This is a genomic window from Citrobacter sp. Res13-Sevr-PEB04-36, from assembly GCF_015672735.1.
Classification (GTDB): domain Bacteria; phylum Pseudomonadota; class Gammaproteobacteria; order Enterobacterales; family Enterobacteriaceae; genus Citrobacter.
In genome coordinates this window covers 160,577-180,117 of record NZ_JADABY010000065.1, presented here as the reverse complement: position 1 = coordinate 180,117, position 19,541 = coordinate 160,577, and the positions used below count along the sequence as shown (strand labels likewise).

Sequence of the window (19,541 nt, the reverse complement as noted above, 5' to 3'; positions counted from 1 at the left end):
AGCAATGAAGAACATCTATCCAAGCTACCGCACAGCATGTATGCGCTGGTTACCACCTGTGCCGGAACATTGGAACGAACAGCGTGCCAAGACCTTCTTTCGCGAGATTGATGAGCGCTCCAAAACGGGGCAGGAAGAATTACTCTCCGTATCGCATTTAACGGGTATTACGCCGCGTAGCCAGAAGAAAGTCACGATGTTTAAGGCCGCTAGTTATGTTGGTTCCAAGCTATGCCGTCCTGGTGACATTGTGATCAACACACTATGGGCCTGGATGGCAGCGCTTGGTACTAGTAGGCACGCTGGTATTGTAAGCCCCGCATACGGGGTTTATCGGCCACATCGAACCGATAGCTTTAATCCCGGATATCTCGACTATCTTCTGCGCACCCGCGCCTATGTCGCTGAATACATTGGTCGCTCGACGGGCATCCAATCCTCGCGCCTGCGCCTGTATCCAGACCAGTTTCTCGATATCAGATTGCTGCAACCTCCACGCCTTGAACAAGACCAAATCGTTGTCTATCTGCAGGCGCAGGATTCCCGTATAGCGCGCTTTATCAAGGCTAAACGCAATCTCATCGCCTTACTTTTAGAACAGAAGCAGCGCATCATCGATCACGCCGTGACACACGGTTTGGAGACTGCTGTACCTTTGACGTATTCAAATGTCGAATGGTTGGGGGACATACCTGAGCATTGGAATGTCGCATTACTCAAGCACGTCGCTGATGTGCGCTTCAGTGGTGTAGACAAGCATTCACATGGCGGCGAAACGCCAGTTCGTCTATGTAACTATACCGATGTTTACAAGAATGACCGCATCACTGAGGATATGGATTTGATGCGAGCAACCGCGACTGCGGCTGAAATCACCCGCTTAACGCTGAAAGCGGACGATGTCATCATCACCAAGGACTCGGAATCGCCAGACGATATCGGGGTGCCCGCATGGGTTCCGAAAGATCTACCAGGCGTAGTCTGCGCCTACCACCTCGGGCTGTTGCGACCTGAACCCGAGCGAGTGATGGGCGAGTTCTTATTCCGTGCTATTGGCTCAGCACGCATTGCCCAACAGTTCCATATTCTGGCTAGCGGCGTTACTCGGTTCGCACTCGGCAAGCACGATGTGAAAAACGCCATTATTGCTCTGCCGCCAATTGAAGAGCAAAAAGCCATCTGCGATTGGATCGCCAAAGAATGCCAACCGCTTGACGATGCTGTAGCGCGCGCAAAAGAAGAAATCAAGCTAATCCGCGAGTACCGCGACCGCCTTATTGCTGATGTCGTAACCGGCCAAGTGGACGTGCGCAACTGGGTACCAAGTCCTGACGATCTGATAACCGAGGAAGACTTAGTGGCACTTGGTGATGACGAGGAAATCGACACCGATCTGGAGAACGAAAATGACGATGACTGACACCAGCGAGAAAGGGTTGGAAGCCCTGATCGTGAGCGACCTCTGTAATAATGGTGGCTACGTTCAGGGCAAATCAACTAACTACAACCGCGATGTAGCAGTGGACGTAGTGCAACTATTGTCATTCCTGCAGGCCACTCAGCCTATAGCTTTTACCGCATTGGAACTGGGCAATGAGGGTATTAAGCGCACGCAATTTTTGCACCGACTCCAAGGCGAAATTACAAAACGCGGTGTAGTTGACGTATTGCGCAAAGGCATCAATCACGGTCCTGAGCACCTCGACCTATACAAGCTGCTACCGACCCCAGGCAACGTCAGTGCTACCGAGAACTTCAGCAAGAACATTTTCAGCGTTACACGACAGTTGCATTACAGTAACGACGAGTCACAGCGCTCACTGGACATGGTGATTTTTATCAACGGTCTCCCGATACTAACCTTCGAGTTGAAGAACTCGCTTACCAAACAAACGGTGGCTGATGCTATCACGCAGTATCAGACTGACCGTAATCCGACAGAATTACTGTTTCAACTAGGTCGCTGTGTTGCACACATGGCGGTAGATGATGCTGAAGTGCGATTCTGCACTCACCTCACGGGTAAGACCTCGTGGTTCTTACCATTCAACCAAGGCTGGAATAGTGGCGCAGGCAATCCTCCCAACCCTCACGGTTTGAAGACCGACTATCTGTGGAAACAGGTGTTGAAAAAAGAATCTCTTGCCAACATCATTGAAAACTTTACACAGGTAGTGTTGGAAGAGGACGAAAAGGGCAAGAAAAGGCGCAAACAGGTATTCCCACGTTTTCACCAGTTACGTACTGTTCGAGCTTTGCTCCGCCGCACGAGTGAAGATGGGGTCGGTAAGCGCTACTTAATTCAGCATTCGGCTGGCAGCGGCAAGAGCAATACCATTGCATGGCTAGCCCATCAGTTTGTTGAGTTAAAAACCACCTCCAATAACATGCTGGCTCAGTTTGATTCCGTCATTGTCATCACCGACCGCCGCGCATTGGACACCCAGATAGCCCGTACCATCAAGAGTTACGATCACGTAGCTTCGATCTTTGGTCATTCCGAGGATGCTGCCGAGCTGCGAACTTTTTTGCGCAAAGGCAAAAAAATTATAGTGACGACGGTACAGAAATTTCCCTTCATTCTCGATGAGATAAGTGATTTCGGTAACAAGAAGTTTGCACTTTTAATTGACGAAGCGCATTCCAGCCAAGGAGGAAAGACAACAGCCAAGATGCATATGGCTCTGTCTGGCACAAATAGCGATGATGATGAAATTAAGGACGAATCTGTTGAAGATATAATTAACAAGCTGATCGTTTCACGGAAAATGCTATCTAATGCTAGCTACTTCGCTTTCACCGCTACGCCGAAAAACAGGACGTTAGAGTTGTTCGGTGAGCGCTATCTGGAAGGTGGTGAGGTGCACTTTCGCCCACCGGAGGAGCTGACCTATACTACTAAGCAGGCAATTCAGGAGGGATTCATTCTCGACGTGATTGCTAACTACACTTCGGTGGACAGTTTCTACCACGTCGCCAAAACGGTCGAAGACGATCCCGATTTTGACAAAGTTAAGGCGCTGAAAAAGATTCGCCACTATGTAGAGTCTCACGACAAAGCTATCCGTAAGAAAGCCGAAATAATGGTCGATCACTTCATGGCCCAGGTGGTAGGAAAGCAGAAGATCGGCGGAAAAGCCCGAGCGATGATCGTCTGTAACGGCATTGCACGAGCCATAGATTATCATCGAGAAGTATCTGACTACCTTAATACTCTTAAGATCCCGTTCAAGGCTATCGTGGCATATTCAGGCGACTTCGAAGTCAACGGGGAGAAGAAGTCCGAGGCTGATCTGAATGATTTTCCAAGTAAAGATATTCCATCAAAGCTCAAACAAGATCCATATCGCTTCCTGATAGTCGCAAATAAGTTCGTCACGGGTTTCGACGAGCCCCTGCTACACACTATGTACGTGGATAAACCGTTAGCAGGCGTGCTTGCGGTTCAAACGCTTTCAAGGCTAAACCGTGCTCACCCACAGAAGCGAGATACCTTCGTTCTGGATTTTGCCGACAACGCTGAGGCCGTGAGGACAGCCTTCCAAGACTATTATCGTACAACAGTCCAAGCTGGTGAAACCGATCCTAATAGGTTGCATGACTTGAAGAGCGATCTCGACGTGAAACAGGTTTACAGCTGGCAGCAGGTTGAGGACTTAGTGGTATTATATGTTACGGGCGCTGACCGGGACAAACTCGACCCAATCCTCGACGCCTGCGTTGTGGAGTACATTGATAATCTGAACGAAGATGACCAAGTTGAGTTCAAAGGCAAAGCCAAAGCCTTCGTCCGTAGCTATGGTTTCCTCTCCGCAATCCTAACTTACGGCCATCCAGCCTGGGAAAAGTTGGCCATTTTCCTGAACTTCCTGATTCCCAAGCTCCCTGCACCAAAGGAGGAAGATCTTTCCAAAGGCGTGCTGGAAGGTATCGATATGGACAGCTATCGGGTTGAAGCACAGGCATCGCTCAAGATGTCGATGGATGATGCAGATGCCTTCATCGCCCCCCCCCCTCCCGGTGGTGGTGGTGGCAGTGGTACACCAGATATCGACAAACTATCGAATATTATTAAGGCCTTCAACGATATGTTTGGCAATATCGAATGGAAGGACGGAGACAAAATCCGCAAGGTCATCACTGAAGAGATACCTGCCCGCGTCGCACAAGATAAGGCCTACCAGAATGCTCAGGCCAACTCAGATAAAGAGAACGCGAAGCTAGAGCATGACAAAGCGCTAAATCGTGTAGTTCTTGAGCTAATCTCCGATCACACTGAGCTGTTCAAACAATTTAGCGACAACCCCAGTTTTAAACGTTGGCTAACAGATATGATTTTCGACTCGACATATCATCCGAGTGGTGTGTTACCGAAGACATCGGCGCACACTGGTGTATCTGTGGTGAAAACTTGACACACTAATGCTCAATATCTGTACCGGCGTTAGCCTAATGCATACTTCGAAAATTATTTAACTGCCCGAAGTTACTAATCGGGTGGTTAAACGAAAAAAAACAATAGTGCGACTTATGTGGCATGACAATGAGACCACCGTTGATGACGTTAATTTTCGCCTAGTAGCAAAAGTATGTGCGAAACTCATACAAGATAACAGTGGGGGGCCAATCTCGATTGGGATCTCGGGAGGCTGGGGCCCAGGAAAATCGTCGCTTGTACGGATTTGAGCTAACAATGTTGCGGCACAATACTAAACCTAATCTGACAGGCAACTCTGTGCTAATACAGCTAAATTGAGAGGAGCAGGCCACACCGTCATATCAGTTTAAACAATGTGTTACATCCATCGTTTGAACTCAAAATCGAAAGCAAGCCGTAAATAGTCATTCCGCTACAGGCTTGCCTGGGGCTGACCGTCATCACGGCCAGGGGGTGTACTGAACCGCCCTGACAATCATCATATTTTTCTAAGGGAATTATCGGAGGAGTCATAAAGATAAGATATATTGTAAATCGATCTATATCTTAACTTGACCGTAAATGCGTTATTTTGGGCCCTTAATACTTTATAAAAGTCTTCATACGTTTTTTTGCACTGAGCTAATGAAGCCACACCCGCACCAAGTGCCAGAAGAGTATTCATCTCACCCAGCGATACCGAATCGCCCTTCCTTGGATGCCCATAAGCAAAACAGTCTTTATTAAAACCAAAATAATTAACAATCTGTATCAAGGCATCTGAATTACTACCTTCAACTTTTCTTCCATTGAGAAAATATTCAATATGTTCAACATACCCTTTGCCCATGCCAGCATTGTAAAGATAAAAGCCATACTCATTCTTTCCCGGCTCAACAGTTGGTACAAGAGTAATGTAAGGTTGAACTGAAATCTCGTAATTATTTTTTTGCAGCCAGCCCATGTAAACCGAGAATCCCAGCGCACAGAGCGCAATGATGACACCGCATACCGATACAATCAGGCTAGTTATTGCAAGTCGATTACTATTTTCCATCTTTCTCTCCTCCGTGCCAAAGCGAACATTGCTAACTCAGCGCTAGATTTATTGAAGGGGAGTAGGTCAAACTGACGCTGAAAGAAACCATATTTTCCCTAAAAGGTTAATTATGTGAATTAAAAATTAAGATCGGTCTAGGGCTAACCATTCTTCATTGCTGATAAATGAGTCACTGGTTTATAAAATTTATTCATCACTTATTTTTATGTGGAAAACTCAAACCCAGTGTATACGTCCGTGTTTTAGCCAGAAATGCGATTTACAGCCTTTATTTAGCCAGACTGATGGATAAAGAGAGGGAATGTTATTTTCATCAATGCTACAACGCCAGTGTGGTTTGGCCTCTTCAAGAAGAAGCAGCTCAATGACAGAACCGCATCCGCAGGGGCACTTAAACCCCACACTCCAGTCTTCTCCCCCATCTCTTGTCAAAATGACTTTCCGCCATGGCATTTTTTCAGGCAAGATATCCCCATCAACGATCACCAGACGCCTTGCCGGAAGGATTGGTTCTGCCTTATACATTAATATTGAGAACATCTTTTTTAGAAAATTCATTTTGCAGCCCTCAGTTCAGACATACCAAGCAGGGGCTCGCTGCCTCCACCGGCAAGAAGTAGATTATTCCTTTTTGAAAAAGTATCTTCCTTATAAAAATCCTCTTCTGCACCTGCGAGGCTAAAACGAGTACGGGAAAAGTGACCATTAGGGTCTTCACGAAAAGGGAAGCATCTTGCAATAAACTCAGAAACGCACGCAGAGGCAGCCCGCATATTCAGTGTAATGACCGATGGTGCTTCTTCTTGAACGCCGGTGATATATCCCTGAGCCAGTTGCTGTTCATAAAGCTCAGGCTGACTCTTTGCGAGCATCTCTCCATGTAGAAGGGCTGGCGTATAAACTTCGCGATCAAACAGCGTTGCTCCACCGGGTTTTACGTAGTCAATTCTGCCGCTTACGTCGGTTATCTTTAAGCCATCATCGGGTTCTATATGCGTGGGTATTATTACGCCGACATCAATCAGCGGGATCAAGAAAGCAGAAGAAATACGATCAGCTACCATTCTTCCTTGGTAGCTGTCCACGCAGCAGAAAATTACGTCAGCATCCGCAACCGCTAATACCGCTTCTCTGGCAAAGATTGAGCTGTGGATTGCGGTCGCGACGTTTTCCCCACGTAATCTGCTAACAGCAGCGGCGAACATCTCAACTTTTGATACATTATGTGAGGCATCTTCCTTCGTAGAATTAAGGATTCGGTTCAGATTCTTCTCTTCGATGTGGTCATCATCGATGAGTAATATTTTGCCAAAACCCAAGCGGCTAACCTGCTCAGCGACAATTGAACCGGTACCTGAAACGCCTATGACCGCTGCGGTCAGATGACTAAAGCACGCAGTCATTCCTGAGGTGAATGCGATGACTGCCTTTTGCGGCACCTTATCGTCAAACCGCCAGAGACAAACATCATCTCCGGGAACACTCACAAGATCTACATTTTGAGCCTTGAGACCATCACTATAGTAACGAGCCCGCATTCTGCCATCGGGTATCATTATCGCAGAACCATGTACTGCTTTGACGCCCTGATAAAGAGCAGGAATTGTGATGGCATCGCTCGCATCATCTAACTTTGAAAATTCAAAGCCCCCCCCTGGGTGTGAGTGAACCAGAATAATAGACATTGAAGCTGATTCCGCAGCGTCAATTGCCTTTTCCAAGTAAAGTCCAGGCCAGGAGATGAAATCATTTTTACGTGATTCGCATTCATCGTCCGGCACTGGAATGATCTCTTTTACGAGCAGCTTAAGGCGGCTTCCTTCATTGCGGTTACAGAGCAATATTGCCGCCGATTCCTTGCCGTCGCCTGGAAAGAGATGTTGCTGAAGTTGCTGGTGGATACCTTCTGGTATCACCATATTTGAGTTTACGCTCACTGACCCACCTCCTGAAGTAAACACCCGTTAGCCATGGCCAGCTGGGAAATGACGGAATCAGTGTCCGGATCCCATGGACGATGGCGAGACCATCCCTGGAAAGTGTTCTGATCGATAACCGCTACAATATGTGTCGCCGGGATATCCGCGCCATTTGACAGTTTAAGCGCAGGGAAAACGTAGAACATATCCAGCAGGCTCATGGGATAGCCTGCCGGGATAAGTAAAGCAAGCTGGACCTGTTTCTGGTTGTAGCCTTCAGGCACTACATAATCGCTTATAACGAGCCAGCGTGATTGGTCAATGACACACGTTTCCCACTGGAACCCCATCTCATCAAGATACTTCTCGTCCTTGGCGAGAAGTTCAAAATTGCGACGAAGAGCAACTGCAGTTTCACCATTTGAAACATTGCGTGGCGTCAATCGCAGTTTCTCAATGCCTGGGGTCGTCAAATCAAGATGGTCGTTGATGGTTTTTTCTTCTTTTGGTTTTCCTTCAACAGTGAAGAAGATATGCCAAGACTGTTCAGGATTGAGGCCCGCTCTCACAACTGCATCTCTGACGCTGATAATGGGGGTATCAAAAGAATACACTTTACCCTGCACATTGAGCTTCCAGACCGGATCGCGGCTGATAAATCGCTCAACCCCATCTGGTTCAAGAGAAACAAACTGATGCCCCTGGATCTCTTCATCAGCAGTATCCTCTTTTTCGAGCAGCAGGCGTTTTCCTTCAACCACCTCCCCAAGTTTACGGACAGTGTGTCCTGTGATCTGATTAAATGGCCACTCCAGGCGCACCCCATCAACGGAGAAGAAGTAGGTCCGGTCAGATATAACAACAATAAATTTATTATTGTCAGCACCTGGCCGAGCGAGCTCGCCTGGACTGAGGCTTTCGAGCGTACCGTTTGCCAGCATCTGCAGGATCACTGGGAACTGGTCAGGTTTGAAACCCGCTGCAGCACCGATCTGGCTGCCAGTAAGAGTGAGGTCATCGACATTCACCTGACGGAATTGTAGGTCCTTACCCGCAATTTCAATGAAGTGAAGTGGTTTACTGCTTAGGTTATCGTGAGAATTCATAGATTTTAGTCTCATCAGGTAGCGGTCTAATATCATCTGATTAACTTAATGAGATTTATCAGATGATGCATGTTGGCGAACCAACAAGCAGGACAATACCGTCAAACTCTGATTAACACAAGCAGATTTAACAGAATTATTTTATCGGAACATACACAAACTCATGCCCGCCGGATTCAGCCACTTCTTTTTTGCCCAAGATGAATCCTTCGCGATAAAGCTTTTTGAGTTTACCGCTTGCATTTTGCGTTGAGAGATCGAACGCGGATGCCACCATACTGGTCGTGGTAAATTCATTTTGCATAATGAAATCAATGAGCTGTTTTGTGCCCTCGGTCAGCACAGAACCGATGATCGTATAACTGCTGTCATAGACAAAAATTGGCTGGTCTTTTGCTGTAGCGGCATATGACCAGTTATCCAGCAGATCTTTAGACGAGACATCTATGAGGTAAAAGCCTTTATCTCCACGAAGCAACTTTGCAAGCGAAACGACGCTTTCTCTTGGGAATGACGCATCGGTGGCGTCAATTCCTTCAAGAGAAATGCCGAACACATTCTGCTGAGGGTTATTGTCCACTATATTCTGGAGCTTACCAAAGACAGCTCTTCCCATTTCGTTGCCGAACGCAAAAGAGTCGCCGACAAGCTCGATAAGGTTGATGATGAGTGATTTCTGTTTCATCTGATTAAATTAATCCGTTTTACTCAGGGGTGTCAATAAAGAAATCGACGCAGATATGAGTGCCGTCTATCAAACTCAGATTGTCCTTAACCTCTTCTTTAACCAGTTCACCATCTTTGTAAGTTAGCTCAATGCTAAAATGTGTTTGTCTGATGATGAGCAACGCTTCGTTTTTGGAGGCTTGCTTTCGGGAACTCTCAAAACCAAGGCCTCGTCCTTCTTTTGAACCATGGCGGCTAATTCTGCCGTTAGAAAAAACGTGTTTAATCAGAGCTATGTCGGAACTCAATGAACCAGCAGGGAATTTTGTGTGTAGTTCAGGATAATTACCCTTGAGCGTTGCGCGTAAGGTTGTCACCACTCCAAGTCCGCTATCCGAAATCACCGTCTGTATGTGCTTTCTCCTTCCCTTTCCATTGTAGCTCTGCAGAGCAGCAAAACCAGGAATGAGGCTATTGCTGTGATCCTTCACATTATTAATGAACTCACTAAAAACTGTCATAATGACAGTAAGATAATCTTTGGAGGTTTCAGAAACGAAGCGTTGGCCCAATCGCTTGATTAGCACACTGAGTTTGTCCTCTGTTGAGTCCATATCTATCGCGCCGAATTCAACCAGACCCTCACTGTTATCCAGATATTTTACCGCATCAGAATTGCCAGGCTGGGGTCTGCTGGGAAGGACAGTGATCTTCTGGTCAAGCAAATCGTAAAAACCAGAGCGATTGAGGAAATCTCGCGTTCTTTTAGATTTATTTAAATCGATAGTAACCGCGATATTTCGAGATGCCAGCTGGTTAAGCAAAGACAGCGTCCTAGCAATGGCCACCATCATCAGAGAACAATTTTTGGGAAAGGTTATGACGGCTGCTTTGTAAGTCCCATCCAGAGGGTTTCCAGTATTGGCAAGAGCCTTCTCAAAGTCATCTTGGGTTATCCATGTGTCAGCAGGAAAAGAAAGAACAAAAGTTCTGTTCTTGGACTGAAACCACTTGTAATCCTTATCCTGATTAAATAAATCCCCACTTCGGCTCAGGAATGAATTGACCTTTTTTTTATCACATCCAAGATGCTTGGCGATCTCCCGCCCCGTCAGGCCTGGATTTACGTTAAGAAGCTTATCAATATCACTGAACATTATTACATTTGTTCCTGTCAATCTTCAGCAGAGGTCATGCCAGTTATTCTAATGAATCGTCTATGACATCGCTACAATTTCAGCCTGTAAGTTTCAGTGGTGGTTTTCAGACGTGGGATTCTGGCGCAGAGGGAAACATGTTTTATCTCTTGAGAGTCTAGGAAATCGTCTGCCCCCAAAAACGGCCATAAATCTTGGCGTTGACATCTCTAAACGCTAAAAAATAGACTGGGGCTGTAAGGTATCAGGAACGCACTGACTGACCTGATCCCCATTTCTTAACGCACAGCAATTAAGCTATGACCTAAGCAGCAATAAAAACAATTGCGAACTTCCGCTTTGCTCATAGCTGACTGTAAGATTTGATTGTGTGCTGCACGAGAAAGCTGTCAGTATCCCCTGGTAATCACACTAGTACACTACAGAAGTCCCGAATAACTACTGAGCAATTTCTAGTAGGCATAACATTGTACTGTCATTAGGTTACGTAGTAGCACAGTTAAACATTGATATTGCACAATTTCGATCGTTATCAATAGTAAATTCAAAAAAGACATCCCGCCATCAAGATGGCGGGATGTCTTTTTTATTTATAATAATGCTTTACCACGTGAATTTTACACAGCGGCGCTGTCGCCCTGTCTATTTCCCCAAATTAATTTTCGCAAAATCAAACGGACTCACTACCCCTTCCCGATTCGCATCCAGAAAATCAGCCCACCACTGCAGCATCAGTTTGCGCTCATCAAGATGCTCGGCTTTGTGAATGTAAGCCGCACGCACAGAGTTACGTTCCATATGGCTCATCTGCCGCTCAACTGCATCCTTCGACCACAACCCAGATTCAATCAACGAACTGCACGCCATTGTCCTGAAACCGTGGCCGCACACTTCAACCTGTGTGTCATATCCCATTACTCGCAATGATTTGTTCACCGTATTTTCACTCATCGGTTTGCGAGGATTATGATCACCAATAAAGATCAGTTCATGGTCACCACTGAACGTCTTTATCTGCTCCAAGATATTTAATGCCTGTTGGGAAAGCGGTACCAGATGGGGCGTACGCATTTTTGAGCCACGCTGCGAGTGCTTTACCCCTTCGATAGCTTCTCGCTCGGCTGGAATCGTCCACATAGATGTTTCAAAATCGATCTCAGACCAACGCGCAAAACGCAGTTCGCTGGAACGTATAAAGACCAAAAGCGTTAACTCCACAGCCAAACGTGTTAGCGGTCTACCTGAGTAGCAATCAATGCGGTGGAGTAACTCAGGAATACGTTTGAGTTCCAAAGCTGCTCGATGTTGCCTTTTCGCCGTAGCAATCGCTCCAGCCATCTCTTGGGCGGGATTGTAGTCAATATAACCACTTTGCACAGCATAACGCATAATCGCATTTGTACGTTGTTCAAGGCGTGAAGCCACTTCTAAACGCCCCGTTGCTTCTACTACTTTGATTGGAACAAGCAAATCTCTAGTACTCAGATCCTTGATATTTCTTGTTCCAATTGCCTTAAAGAGGTTGTCCTCCAGGCTTTTCAGCACTCGTCGACTATGTTCTTCCGACCACTTTTTATTTGTGGCATGCCACTCAACAGCGATCTCTTCGAAAGTGCGCGCTTCTTCCTGTTCAACTTTATCATTCTTCTTTTTGTCTCCCGGATCGATACTGTTTGCCAAAAGCTTACGAGCCTCATCACGACGAGCTCTGGCATCAGCAAGAGACACTTCAGGATAAACACCTAAAGCCAGCATCTTTTGCTTTCCGCCAAAGCGGTACTGCAGACGCCAGTATCTTGAACCATTTGGGTGGACGAGAAGATGCATACCGTTGCCATCGGTCAACTTATATTGCTTATCCGTTGGTTTGGCTGTTCTGACTTTGATATCTGTTAGAGCCATGCTTATCCCCTCCCTGTTGGTACAAGCATTATCGAACCGGAAATACCATCATCTGTACCAACATGTGTTGGTAGATGTACGTTGAAGTCGGTTGACCTTGAGAGAGTTAATATAGCGAGAAAGGTAGGTAAATGCTGGATTTTAGGCATAAAAAAAGACCTCAGTTGAGGTCTATTTACATACATATGGTGCCGAAGGCCGGACTCGAACCGGCACGTATTTCTACGGTTGATTTTGAATCAACTGCGTCTACCGATTTCGCCACTCCGGCACGGAAGGGATGCGGAAAACGTTGTGGATTATACCTGTCGCACGCCACCATGCAAGCGGCAGCGCACGATAGTCGCGCTAAGTGTTGAAAAAAACAGCGTCATTGCGGTTCGATCGCCCACACGCCCTTCTTCCTCCCGCTATTCTCATCTCTAACCTGAATTTTTCCGGAATTTACCTCGCAAAAAAATGCAACGTGACCCGCTCGGTTTACATTTGCTGCTGTTTACTATGAGATGTCGTTACTGAATCCAGTAATAGCAGTTACCAACCGTTCTCAGGACACCGTTATGCGTTTCTATCAGGTTGAACCCACGCTGGAAAACTACTGGCGCGGGATTATCCTCTTTGGCAAGAATGTGGCTTCCTACAAGTTTGCACTCGCCCATGCATTGCACGAACTCAAACCTGATGGCAGCGATCTCATCACGCTTGAAGATCTGGCTGTACCGTTCAGCAGCCATTTATGCCGCCATCTCAGACATGCGCCAAAGCAGATAACCTCACGCAGCAGCCAGTTTATTGCCGCCTGTACGCAATTTAATAACGGCGAGATCACGCGTGATGAACTCACCGCCATCACGGTCCGGCAAGGGTTTAATAACGTGATTGATGCCTTTCATAATGTGAATCAGGGCGAAATTGAAAAACGCTTTTTTATTGATGAGCGTAAAACGCATAAAGGCATCCGGATGACGGATAATTTCTACAATCTGGGTGAGCGCCTGCAATACCGAAACCTTATTTTTGAAACAGATGCGCGCTGGAGCCTCGTCGAACAAGCCTGGGCAATGAATATCTCCAGCCACCTGATAAATGTCGAGTATGACAACGATGACCAAATGCTGTTTAGCAGGAACAGTGACCGGCGGCTGACGATCTCCAGCTGTCGGGACAGCCTTAACGGTTATCAGAAGGGGCGCTGCTTCTACTGTTTTGCGCCTATTAGTTTGCTCCCTGGCGACGACACCTTTGCCGATGTTGATCATTTTATCCCGTGGAAAGCTCGGGGACAGGTCGCAAATATCGATGGCGTCTGGAATTTGGTACTCGCCTGCAAAGAATGTAACCGGGGTGGGAAAGGCAAATTTGCCCAACTTCCCTCACCCAGGCTACTTCAGCGTCTTCGGGACAGAAATGAATATTTCATAAACAGCCATCTTCCACTGCGTGAAACATTGATTCGCCAGACGGGCGCGACCCCGACGCTGAGAAACACATTTTTGAACGACAGCTGGAACGAGGCGCTTAAAATACTCTTTCACCAATGGGAACCCCTTGCACAAGGAACGGATACATTCTGATGACTCTCGAATATTACCAGCGCCACGCGCAGGATTTTTTTAGCTCTACGGTTAATGTCGATATGGAATCGCTTTATCTCCCCTTCCTGCGACACCTCCCGCAGAGCGGACGTATTCTGGATGCAGGCTGCGGCTCCGGCCGCGACAGTAAAGCCTTCCTGGAAAAAGGTTATCAAGTCGAAGCATTCGATGCCTCTGCAGAAATGGTTAACCTTGCCAGCCAGCATACCGGACTGTGCGTCAAACAGATGACATTTAACGATATCACCGACACCGAACGCTATGATGGTATCTGGTGCTGTGCATCGTTGCTGCATGTGAGCGCCGAAGCGTTACCCGGTGTAATGAGCAAACTCGCCCACGCGCTTAAAACCGGGGGAATATGGTATGTCTCGTTCAAATACGGCGAAACAGAAAGAGTGAAAGACGGCCGTCACTTTACCGATCTCACCGAGCAGGGACTGGAAAAGCTGATCGCACCGCTGAGCGATATCACGCTAATCAGCAGTTGGACGACGCTCGATAAGCGTCCTGACCGCGACGAAATGTGGCTCAACGCATTGCTGCAGAAAAGGCCCTAATCCCCCCTTCTGCGAAGCACCCTATTTCCCCATGCTCTACACTTCCTGTTCAACACCACACTGAGGGAAACACGATGTCGATGATAAAAAGCTACGCCGCAAAAGAGGCGGGCAGCGAACTCGAACTCTATGAATATGATGCGGGCGAGCTAAAGCCGGAAGATGTCGAGGTGCAGGTCGAATACTGTGGTATCTGCCATTCCGATTTGTCGATGATCGACAACGAATGGGGGTTCTCTCAGTATCCACTGGTTGCCGGACATGAGGTAATTGGCCGCGTGGCGGCGCTCGGCAGTGCGGCGCAGGATAAAGGCCTGAAGGTCGGCCAGCGCGTCGGCATCGGCTGGACGGCGCGCAGCTGCGGGCACTGCGATGCCTGTATCAGCGGTAATCAGATTAACTGTCTGGAAGGCTCCGTTCCCACGATTCTCAATCGCGGCGGTTTTGCCGAGAAGCTACGTGCAGACTGGCAGTGGGTGATCCCACTGCCGGAGAGCATCGATCATGCGGCTGCGGGTCCGCTACTGTGCGGCGGCATCACGGTGTTCAAACCGCTGCTGATGCACCACATCACCGCCACCAGCCGCGTCGGGGTGATTGGTATCGGCGGTCTGGGGCATATCGCCATTAAGCTGTTGCACGCGATGGGGTGCGAAGTCACCGCGTTCAGCTCCAACCCAGCGAAAGAACAGGAAGTGCTGGCGATGGGGGCCGATAAAGTGGTTAACAGCCGCGATCCGGATGCGCTGAAAGCGCTGGCGGGCCAGTTCGATCTCATCATTAATACGGTTAACGTCGATCTCGATTGGCAGCCCTATTTTCAAGCGCTGGCCTACGGCGGCAACTTCCATACCGTCGGCGCGGTACTGAAGCCACTGCCGGTGCCGGCATTTACATTAATTGCCGGCGATCGCAGCGTCTCCGGTTCGGCAACCGGCACGCCGTTCGAACTGCGTAAGCTGATGAAGTTTGCCGGGCGCAGCAAGGTCTCACCAATCACCGAGCAGTATCCGATGTCGAAAATTAACGAAGCGATCCAACACGTGCGTGACGGCAAAGCCCGTTATAGAGTGGTGCTGAAAGCCGATTTCTGATGCCGGGCTCAGTCCCGCAAGGGGCTGAGCTTATTGCCCGTGACGAAACGCGAGCACCGCCTGGCGGCACTGTTCTGTCACATGCTCGATGTCGTGGTTCACGTCGATACGGGCAATATCGCGTTCATCTTCCTGCGGGCACTCCAGCGCGTCGAACTGACTTTTCAACAAGCCCACCGGCATAAAATGCCCTGCCCGGCGCTGCATGCGCGCCAGAATGGTGTCGTAATCACCGTCCAGCCACAGAAAATGCACATTCGGGCTGCCCTGGCGCAATATATCGCGATACTGTTTTTTTAATGACGAGCAGACAATAAATCCGGTCTCATTCTTTTTATACAGACTGTATGACGCGTCATTTAATCGTTCTAACCACGGTAGCCGGTCTTCATCAGTTAATGGAATGCCTTCAGACATTTTATCAATATTTTTGGCGGGATGGAGATCGTCACCATCTATGAATTTAGCGGATAATACGGCGGCAACTTTGCTGCCAATGAGTGATTTACCGCTACCAGAAACACCCATCAAAATATAACTTTCCCCGGCCATCTTATAAACTCCAGATTCATATTCCATGGCGTGATATTACGCCTGGCTGATGAGGGAATTCACGCTTTTTCAGTACCACTGAGCAGATTTACAAGGCGCATCACGTTATGCGTAACGTTGTAGTGTAACAATTTTCCAGCGTGATCTATGTCACAAATAATAACAATCAAAACCGTTTAAATGCTGCCGAGGTTACTACCTGACCAGTGAGGCATTTATGCAAGTCAAAACCCAATCCTGCGTTGTTGCGGGTAAGAAAACTGTTGCCATAACCGACCAAAATATTGAATGGAATAATAAAGGAACACTGGTGCAAATTACCCGAGGGGGAATTTGTGGTTCCGATTTACATTATTATCAGGAAGGCAAAGTCGGTAATTTTACCGTTAAAGCGCCGATGATTTTAGGCCATGAAGTTATTGGTAAAGTGGTCCAGAGTGATTCATCTGAATTACATGAAGGTCAGTCGGTGGCGATTAACCCGTCGAAGCCCTGCGGCCACTGCAAATACTGTCTGCAGCATGAAGAAAATCAGTGCACGGAAATGCGATTTTTTGGCAGCGCCATGTATTTTCCCCATGTTGACGGCGGCTTTACCCGGTTTAAAACCGTCGATACCGCGCAGTGCATCCCTTACCCGCAAGAGGCCGATGAAAAAGTCATGGCCTTTGCCGAACCGCTGGCGGTAGCGATCCACGCCGCGCATGAAGCGGGCGACCTGCAGGGCAAGCGCGTATTTATCTCCGGCGTTGGGCCAATTGGCTGCCTGATCGTCAGCGCAGTGAAAACGCTCGGCGCAGCAGAGATTGTCTGTGCTGATATCAGCCCGCGCTCGCTGTCGCTGGCGCAACTGATGGGCGCAGACACGCTGATTAACCCGCAGCAGGACTCGCTCGACGCATGGAAAAAAGAGAAAGGCTACTTCGACGTCAGCTTCGAAGTCTCCGGCCATCCATCCTCAATCACCACCTGTCTGGAAGTCACCCGCGCGAAAGGCGTGATGGTGCAGGTCGGCATGGGCGGCGCGGTACCAGAGTTCCCGATGATGATGCTGATCGGCAAAGAGATCGCACTCAAAGGCTCGTTCCGCTTTACCACCGAATTCAATACCGCGGTCTCGTGGCTGGCAAATAACGTCATCGATCCACTGCCGTTACTTAGCGCCGAATATCCGTTTACCGACCTTGAACAGGCGCTGATCTTCGCCGGGGATAAAACCCAGGCGGCGAAAGTCCAGCTCGTTTTTGAAGACAAAAAATAAGGAATAGCATGATGAACGATCTTTTTTCACTGGACGGCAAAAACATTCTGATCACCGGTTCGGCACAGGGTATTGGTTATTTACTGGCAACCGGGCTGGGCAAATATGGCGCACAGATCATCGTCAATGATATTACGCCAGAGCGTGCTGAAGCCGCCGTCGCCAAACTGCAGCAGGAAGGGATCCGCGCCGTTGCCGCGCCTTTCAATGTTACGCATAAACAGGATATCGACGCCGCCATTGACCATATCGAAAAAGATATTGGCCCGATTGATGTGCTGGTGAATAACGCCGGTATTCAGCGCCGCCATCCATTTACCGAGTTCCCGGAACAGGACTGGAACGATGTGATTGCCGTTAACCAGACGGCGGTATTCCTGGTCTCGCAGGCGGTAACGCGTCGCATGGTGGAACGTCAGGCCGGGAAGGTCATCAACATCTGCTCCATGCAGAGCGAACTGGGCCGCGACACCATCACGCCGTACGCCGCCTCCAAAGGCGCGGTAAAAATGCTCACCCGTGGGATGTGCGTTGAGCTGGCGCGCCACAATATCCAGGTGAACGGCATCGCGCCGGGCTACTTCAAAACCGAGATGACCAAAGCGCTGGTCGAAGACGAAGCCTTCACCGCCTGGCTGTGCAAACGTACGCCAGCCGCGCGCTGGGGCGATCCGCAGGAGCTGATCGGCGCGGCGGTTTTCCTTTCGTCCAAAGCTTCTGATTTTGTTAACGGGCACCTGTTGTTTGTCGATGGCGGCATGCTGGTCGCCGTCTGATACAACACAACGCAATATCACGCAGCGCCCAGGCGCTGCATTTTTGGCTCCCCCGTCATAATTCGAGTTGCAGCCAACACACCTGCAACTTGAAGTATGACGGGGATATAAGAGAAAAGATTATGCCATTAATTATAATTGCGGCAGGCGTCGCGCTGCTCCTGGTCCTGATGATTGGCTTTAAAGTTAACGGCTTTATTGCTCTGGTCCTGGTAGCGGCGGTCGTCGGTTTTGCCGAAGGGATGGATGCCCAGGCCGTTTTGCACTCTATACAAAATGGGATCGGCGGTACGCTTGGCGGGCTGGCGATGATCCTCGGGTTCGGCGCCATGCTCGGGAAGTTAATTTCCGATACCGGCGCGGCTCAGCGTATCGCTACCACGTTGATTGGCACGTTTGGTAAGAAACGCGTGCAGTGGGCACTGGTGATCACTGGTCTGGTGGTTGGTCTGGCGATGTTTTTCGAAGTCGGTTTTGTTCTGCTGCTACCGCTGGTGTTTACGGTGGTCGCCTCGTCTGGCCTGCCGCTGCTGTACGTCGGCGTGCCGATGGTGGCGGCGCTGTCCGTAACCCACTGTTTTCTGCCGCCTCATCCGGGACCAACGGCGATTGCCACGATCTTCGAGGCTAACCTTGGCACCACGCTGCTGTACGGCTTTATCATTACTATCCCGACGGTGATTGTTGCCGGGCCGCTGTTTTCCAAGTTGCTAACCCGCTTTGAGAAAGCGCCGCCGGAAGGCTTATTTAACCCCCATTTATTCACCGAAGAAGAGATGCCATCGTTCTGGAACAGTATCTTTGCGGCGGTTATCCCGGTAATACTGATGGCGGTAGCGGCAGTGTGCGAAATTACGCTGCCAAAAACCAACAGCGTGCGGGTGTTCTTTGAGTTTATCGGTAACCCTGCAGTCGCGTTGTTTATCGCCATCGTGCTCGCCATTTTCACCCTTGGCCGTCGTAACGGACGTACGATTGAGCAAATTATGGATATCATTGGCGACTCTATCGGTGCCATCGCCATGATTGTGTTTATCATCGCCGGGGGCGGTGCGTTTAAGCAGGTGTTGGTCGACAGCGGCGTGGGGCAATATATCTCGCACCTGATGACCGGCACGTCGCTTTCTCCACTGCTGATGTGCTGGACGGTCGCGGCGTTGCTGCGCATCGCGCTCGGTTCAGCCACCGTGGCGGCGATTACTACCGCGGGCGTGGTGCTGCCGATCATTAACGTCACCCATGCCGATCCGGCGCTGATGGTGCTGGCAACCGGTGCGGGCAGCGTGATTGCTTCACACGTTAACGATCCAGGATTCTGGCTGTTTAAAGGCTATTTTAATCTCAGCGTCGGCGAAACGTTGCGCACCTGGACGGTAATGGAAACGTTGATTTCCATTATGGGTCTCCTCGGGGTTCTGGCGCTTAACGCCATTCTGCATTAGTTCGGCATTTCCGGGGAGCAAACATCAGCGCTCC

General features: G+C 48.9%; 17 protein-coding genes and 1 tRNA gene. 9 read left to right on the top strand and 9 right to left on the bottom strand.

The genetic code is table 11. From position 1 onward, the window contains the following. Positions 1-4 precede the first annotated feature (4 nt). The 3 genes from IMQ48_RS19170 to IMQ48_RS19160 all read left to right on the top strand — a co-directional run bounded on the left by IMQ48_RS19170 (position 5) and on the right by IMQ48_RS19160 (position 4,686). Positions 5-1,420, top strand: coding sequence for a restriction endonuclease subunit S (locus IMQ48_RS19170; protein ID WP_216594545.1), 1,416 nt, complete (start codon positions 5-7; stop codon positions 1,418-1,420). Beyond that, positions 1,407-4,415, top strand: coding sequence for a type I restriction endonuclease subunit R (locus tag IMQ48_RS19165; RefSeq protein ID WP_072077405.1), 3,009 nt, complete (start codon positions 1,407-1,409; stop codon positions 4,413-4,415). The genes IMQ48_RS19170 and IMQ48_RS19165 overlap by 14 nt, the downstream gene beginning before the upstream one ends. Before the next feature lie 115 nt (positions 4,416-4,530). Continuing rightward, positions 4,531-4,686, top strand: coding sequence for a P-loop NTPase fold protein (locus IMQ48_RS19160; protein WP_216594546.1), 156 nt, complete (start codon positions 4,531-4,533; stop codon positions 4,684-4,686). A 230-nt stretch (positions 4,687-4,916) separates the two neighbouring features. Here IMQ48_RS19160 and IMQ48_RS19155 read toward each other — a convergent pair whose 3' ends face one another. The 8 genes from IMQ48_RS19155 to IMQ48_RS19120 form a co-directional block, all read right to left on the bottom strand. Further along, positions 4,917-5,474: a hypothetical protein gene (locus IMQ48_RS19155; protein WP_050150465.1), complete on the bottom strand. Its 558-nt coding sequence runs from the start codon at positions 5,472-5,474 to the stop codon at positions 4,917-4,919. Positions 5,475-5,693: 219 nt separating this feature from the next. Then, positions 5,694-6,035: a DUF6527 family protein gene (locus IMQ48_RS19150; RefSeq protein WP_050150467.1), complete on the bottom strand. Its 342-nt coding sequence runs from the start codon at positions 6,033-6,035 to the stop codon at positions 5,694-5,696. Continuing rightward, entirely contained in the window at positions 6,032-7,414 is a 1,383-nt protein-coding gene (locus IMQ48_RS19145; RefSeq protein ID WP_050150469.1) for a ThiF family adenylyltransferase, read from the bottom strand. The genes IMQ48_RS19150 and IMQ48_RS19145 overlap by 4 nt, the downstream gene beginning before the upstream one ends. Further along, positions 7,411-8,502, bottom strand: a complete 1,092-nt coding sequence (locus tag IMQ48_RS19140) for a multiubiquitin domain-containing protein (RefSeq protein WP_063922493.1) — start codon at positions 8,500-8,502, stop codon at positions 7,411-7,413. Before IMQ48_RS19140 ends, IMQ48_RS19145 begins: the two co-directional genes overlap by 4 nt. Positions 8,503-8,638: 136 nt before the next feature. After that, the gene (locus IMQ48_RS19135; protein WP_050150471.1) at positions 8,639-9,187 is read right to left on the bottom strand and encodes a hypothetical protein; all 549 of its coding nucleotides are present in this window, start codon (positions 9,185-9,187) and stop codon (positions 8,639-8,641) included. Positions 9,188-9,206: 19 nt separating this feature from the next. Continuing rightward, entirely contained in the window at positions 9,207-10,325 is a 1,119-nt protein-coding gene (locus tag IMQ48_RS19130; protein ID WP_050150473.1) for a hypothetical protein, read from the bottom strand. A gap of 642 nt (positions 10,326-10,967) precedes the next feature. Continuing rightward, entirely contained in the window at positions 10,968-12,227 is a 1,260-nt protein-coding gene (locus IMQ48_RS19125; protein ID WP_050152076.1) for an integrase arm-type DNA-binding domain-containing protein, read from the bottom strand. 186 nt (positions 12,228-12,413) lie between these two features. Further along, positions 12,414-12,498: transfer RNA gene (locus tag IMQ48_RS19120), tRNA-Leu, on the bottom strand. 289 nt (positions 12,499-12,787) lie between these two features. Between IMQ48_RS19120 and IMQ48_RS19115 the strand changes: the two genes are divergently transcribed. The 3 genes from IMQ48_RS19115 to IMQ48_RS19105 all read left to right on the top strand — a co-directional run bounded on the left by IMQ48_RS19115 (position 12,788) and on the right by IMQ48_RS19105 (position 15,476). Further along, positions 12,788-13,801 carry an HNH endonuclease gene (locus IMQ48_RS19115; protein WP_196210251.1) on the top strand — a complete coding sequence of 338 codons (1,014 nt, stop codon included), beginning with the start codon at positions 12,788-12,790 and terminating at the stop codon, positions 13,799-13,801. Then, positions 13,801-14,382 (top strand): bifunctional 2-polyprenyl-6-hydroxyphenol methylase/3-demethylubiquinol 3-O-methyltransferase UbiG, encoded by a 582-nt coding sequence (locus IMQ48_RS19110; RefSeq protein ID WP_196210250.1) that lies wholly within the window; start codon positions 13,801-13,803, stop codon positions 14,380-14,382. The genes IMQ48_RS19115 and IMQ48_RS19110 overlap by 1 nt, the downstream gene beginning before the upstream one ends. Positions 14,383-14,456: 74 nt before the next feature. Beyond that, positions 14,457-15,476, top strand: coding sequence for an NAD(P)-dependent alcohol dehydrogenase (locus tag IMQ48_RS19105; protein ID WP_196210249.1), 1,020 nt, complete (start codon positions 14,457-14,459; stop codon positions 15,474-15,476). Between the two features lie 30 nt (positions 15,477-15,506). Here the strand turns inward: IMQ48_RS19105 and idnK are convergent, their stop codons facing one another. Further along, entirely contained in the window at positions 15,507-16,028 is a 522-nt protein-coding gene (gene idnK, locus IMQ48_RS19100) for a gluconokinase (RefSeq protein WP_196210248.1), read from the bottom strand. A 217-nt stretch (positions 16,029-16,245) separates the two neighbouring features. On the opposite strand from idnK, the gene idnD reads away from it, so the two are divergent. From idnD to idnT, 3 genes are all read left to right on the top strand, one after another. Further along, positions 16,246-17,289: an L-idonate 5-dehydrogenase gene (gene idnD / locus IMQ48_RS19095; RefSeq protein WP_196210247.1), complete on the top strand. Its 1,044-nt coding sequence runs from the start codon at positions 16,246-16,248 to the stop codon at positions 17,287-17,289. Positions 17,290-17,300: 11 nt separating this feature from the next. Next, on the top strand, positions 17,301-18,065 hold the full coding sequence (idnO, locus tag IMQ48_RS19090) for a gluconate 5-dehydrogenase (RefSeq protein WP_096758485.1): 765 nt from the start codon (positions 17,301-17,303) through the stop codon (positions 18,063-18,065). Positions 18,066-18,187: 122 nt separating this feature from the next. After that, complete coding sequence (gene idnT, locus IMQ48_RS19085) at positions 18,188-19,507, top strand: gnt-II system L-idonate transporter (protein WP_016155581.1); 1,320 nt, start codon at positions 18,188-18,190, stop codon at positions 19,505-19,507. Positions 19,508-19,541: the final 34 nt, after the last annotated feature.

Coding starts and splice junctions, on each gene's coding strand:
- IMQ48_RS19170 (WP_216594545.1), top strand. CDS start 5: ATGAAGAACATCTATCCAAGCTACCGCACAGCATGTATGCGCTGGTTA.
- IMQ48_RS19165 (WP_072077405.1), top strand. CDS start 1,407: ATGACGATGACTGACACCAGCGAGAAAGGGTTGGAAGCCCTGATCGTG.
- IMQ48_RS19160 (WP_216594546.1), top strand. CDS start 4,531: ATGTGGCATGACAATGAGACCACCGTTGATGACGTTAATTTTCGCCTA.
- IMQ48_RS19155 (WP_050150465.1), bottom strand. CDS start 5,474: ATGGAAAATAGTAATCGACTTGCAATAACTAGCCTGATTGTATCGGTA.
- IMQ48_RS19150 (WP_050150467.1), bottom strand. CDS start 6,035: ATGAATTTTCTAAAAAAGATGTTCTCAATATTAATGTATAAGGCAGAA.
- IMQ48_RS19140 (WP_063922493.1), bottom strand. CDS start 8,502: ATGAATTCTCACGATAACCTAAGCAGTAAACCACTTCACTTCATTGAA.
- IMQ48_RS19135 (WP_050150471.1), bottom strand. CDS start 9,187: ATGAAACAGAAATCACTCATCATCAACCTTATCGAGCTTGTCGGCGAC.
- IMQ48_RS19130 (WP_050150473.1), bottom strand. CDS start 10,325: ATGTTCAGTGATATTGATAAGCTTCTTAACGTAAATCCAGGCCTGACG.
- IMQ48_RS19125 (WP_050152076.1), bottom strand. CDS start 12,227: ATGGCTCTAACAGATATCAAAGTCAGAACAGCCAAACCAACGGATAAG.
- IMQ48_RS19115 (WP_196210251.1), top strand. CDS start 12,788: ATGCGTTTCTATCAGGTTGAACCCACGCTGGAAAACTACTGGCGCGGG.
- IMQ48_RS19110 (WP_196210250.1), top strand. CDS start 13,801: ATGACTCTCGAATATTACCAGCGCCACGCGCAGGATTTTTTTAGCTCT.
- IMQ48_RS19105 (WP_196210249.1), top strand. CDS start 14,457: ATGTCGATGATAAAAAGCTACGCCGCAAAAGAGGCGGGCAGCGAACTC.
- idnK (WP_196210248.1), bottom strand. CDS start 16,028: ATGGCCGGGGAAAGTTATATTTTGATGGGTGTTTCTGGTAGCGGTAAA.
- idnD (WP_196210247.1), top strand. CDS start 16,246: ATGCAAGTCAAAACCCAATCCTGCGTTGTTGCGGGTAAGAAAACTGTT.
- idnO (WP_096758485.1), top strand. CDS start 17,301: ATGAACGATCTTTTTTCACTGGACGGCAAAAACATTCTGATCACCGGT.
- idnT (WP_016155581.1), top strand. CDS start 18,188: ATGCCATTAATTATAATTGCGGCAGGCGTCGCGCTGCTCCTGGTCCTG.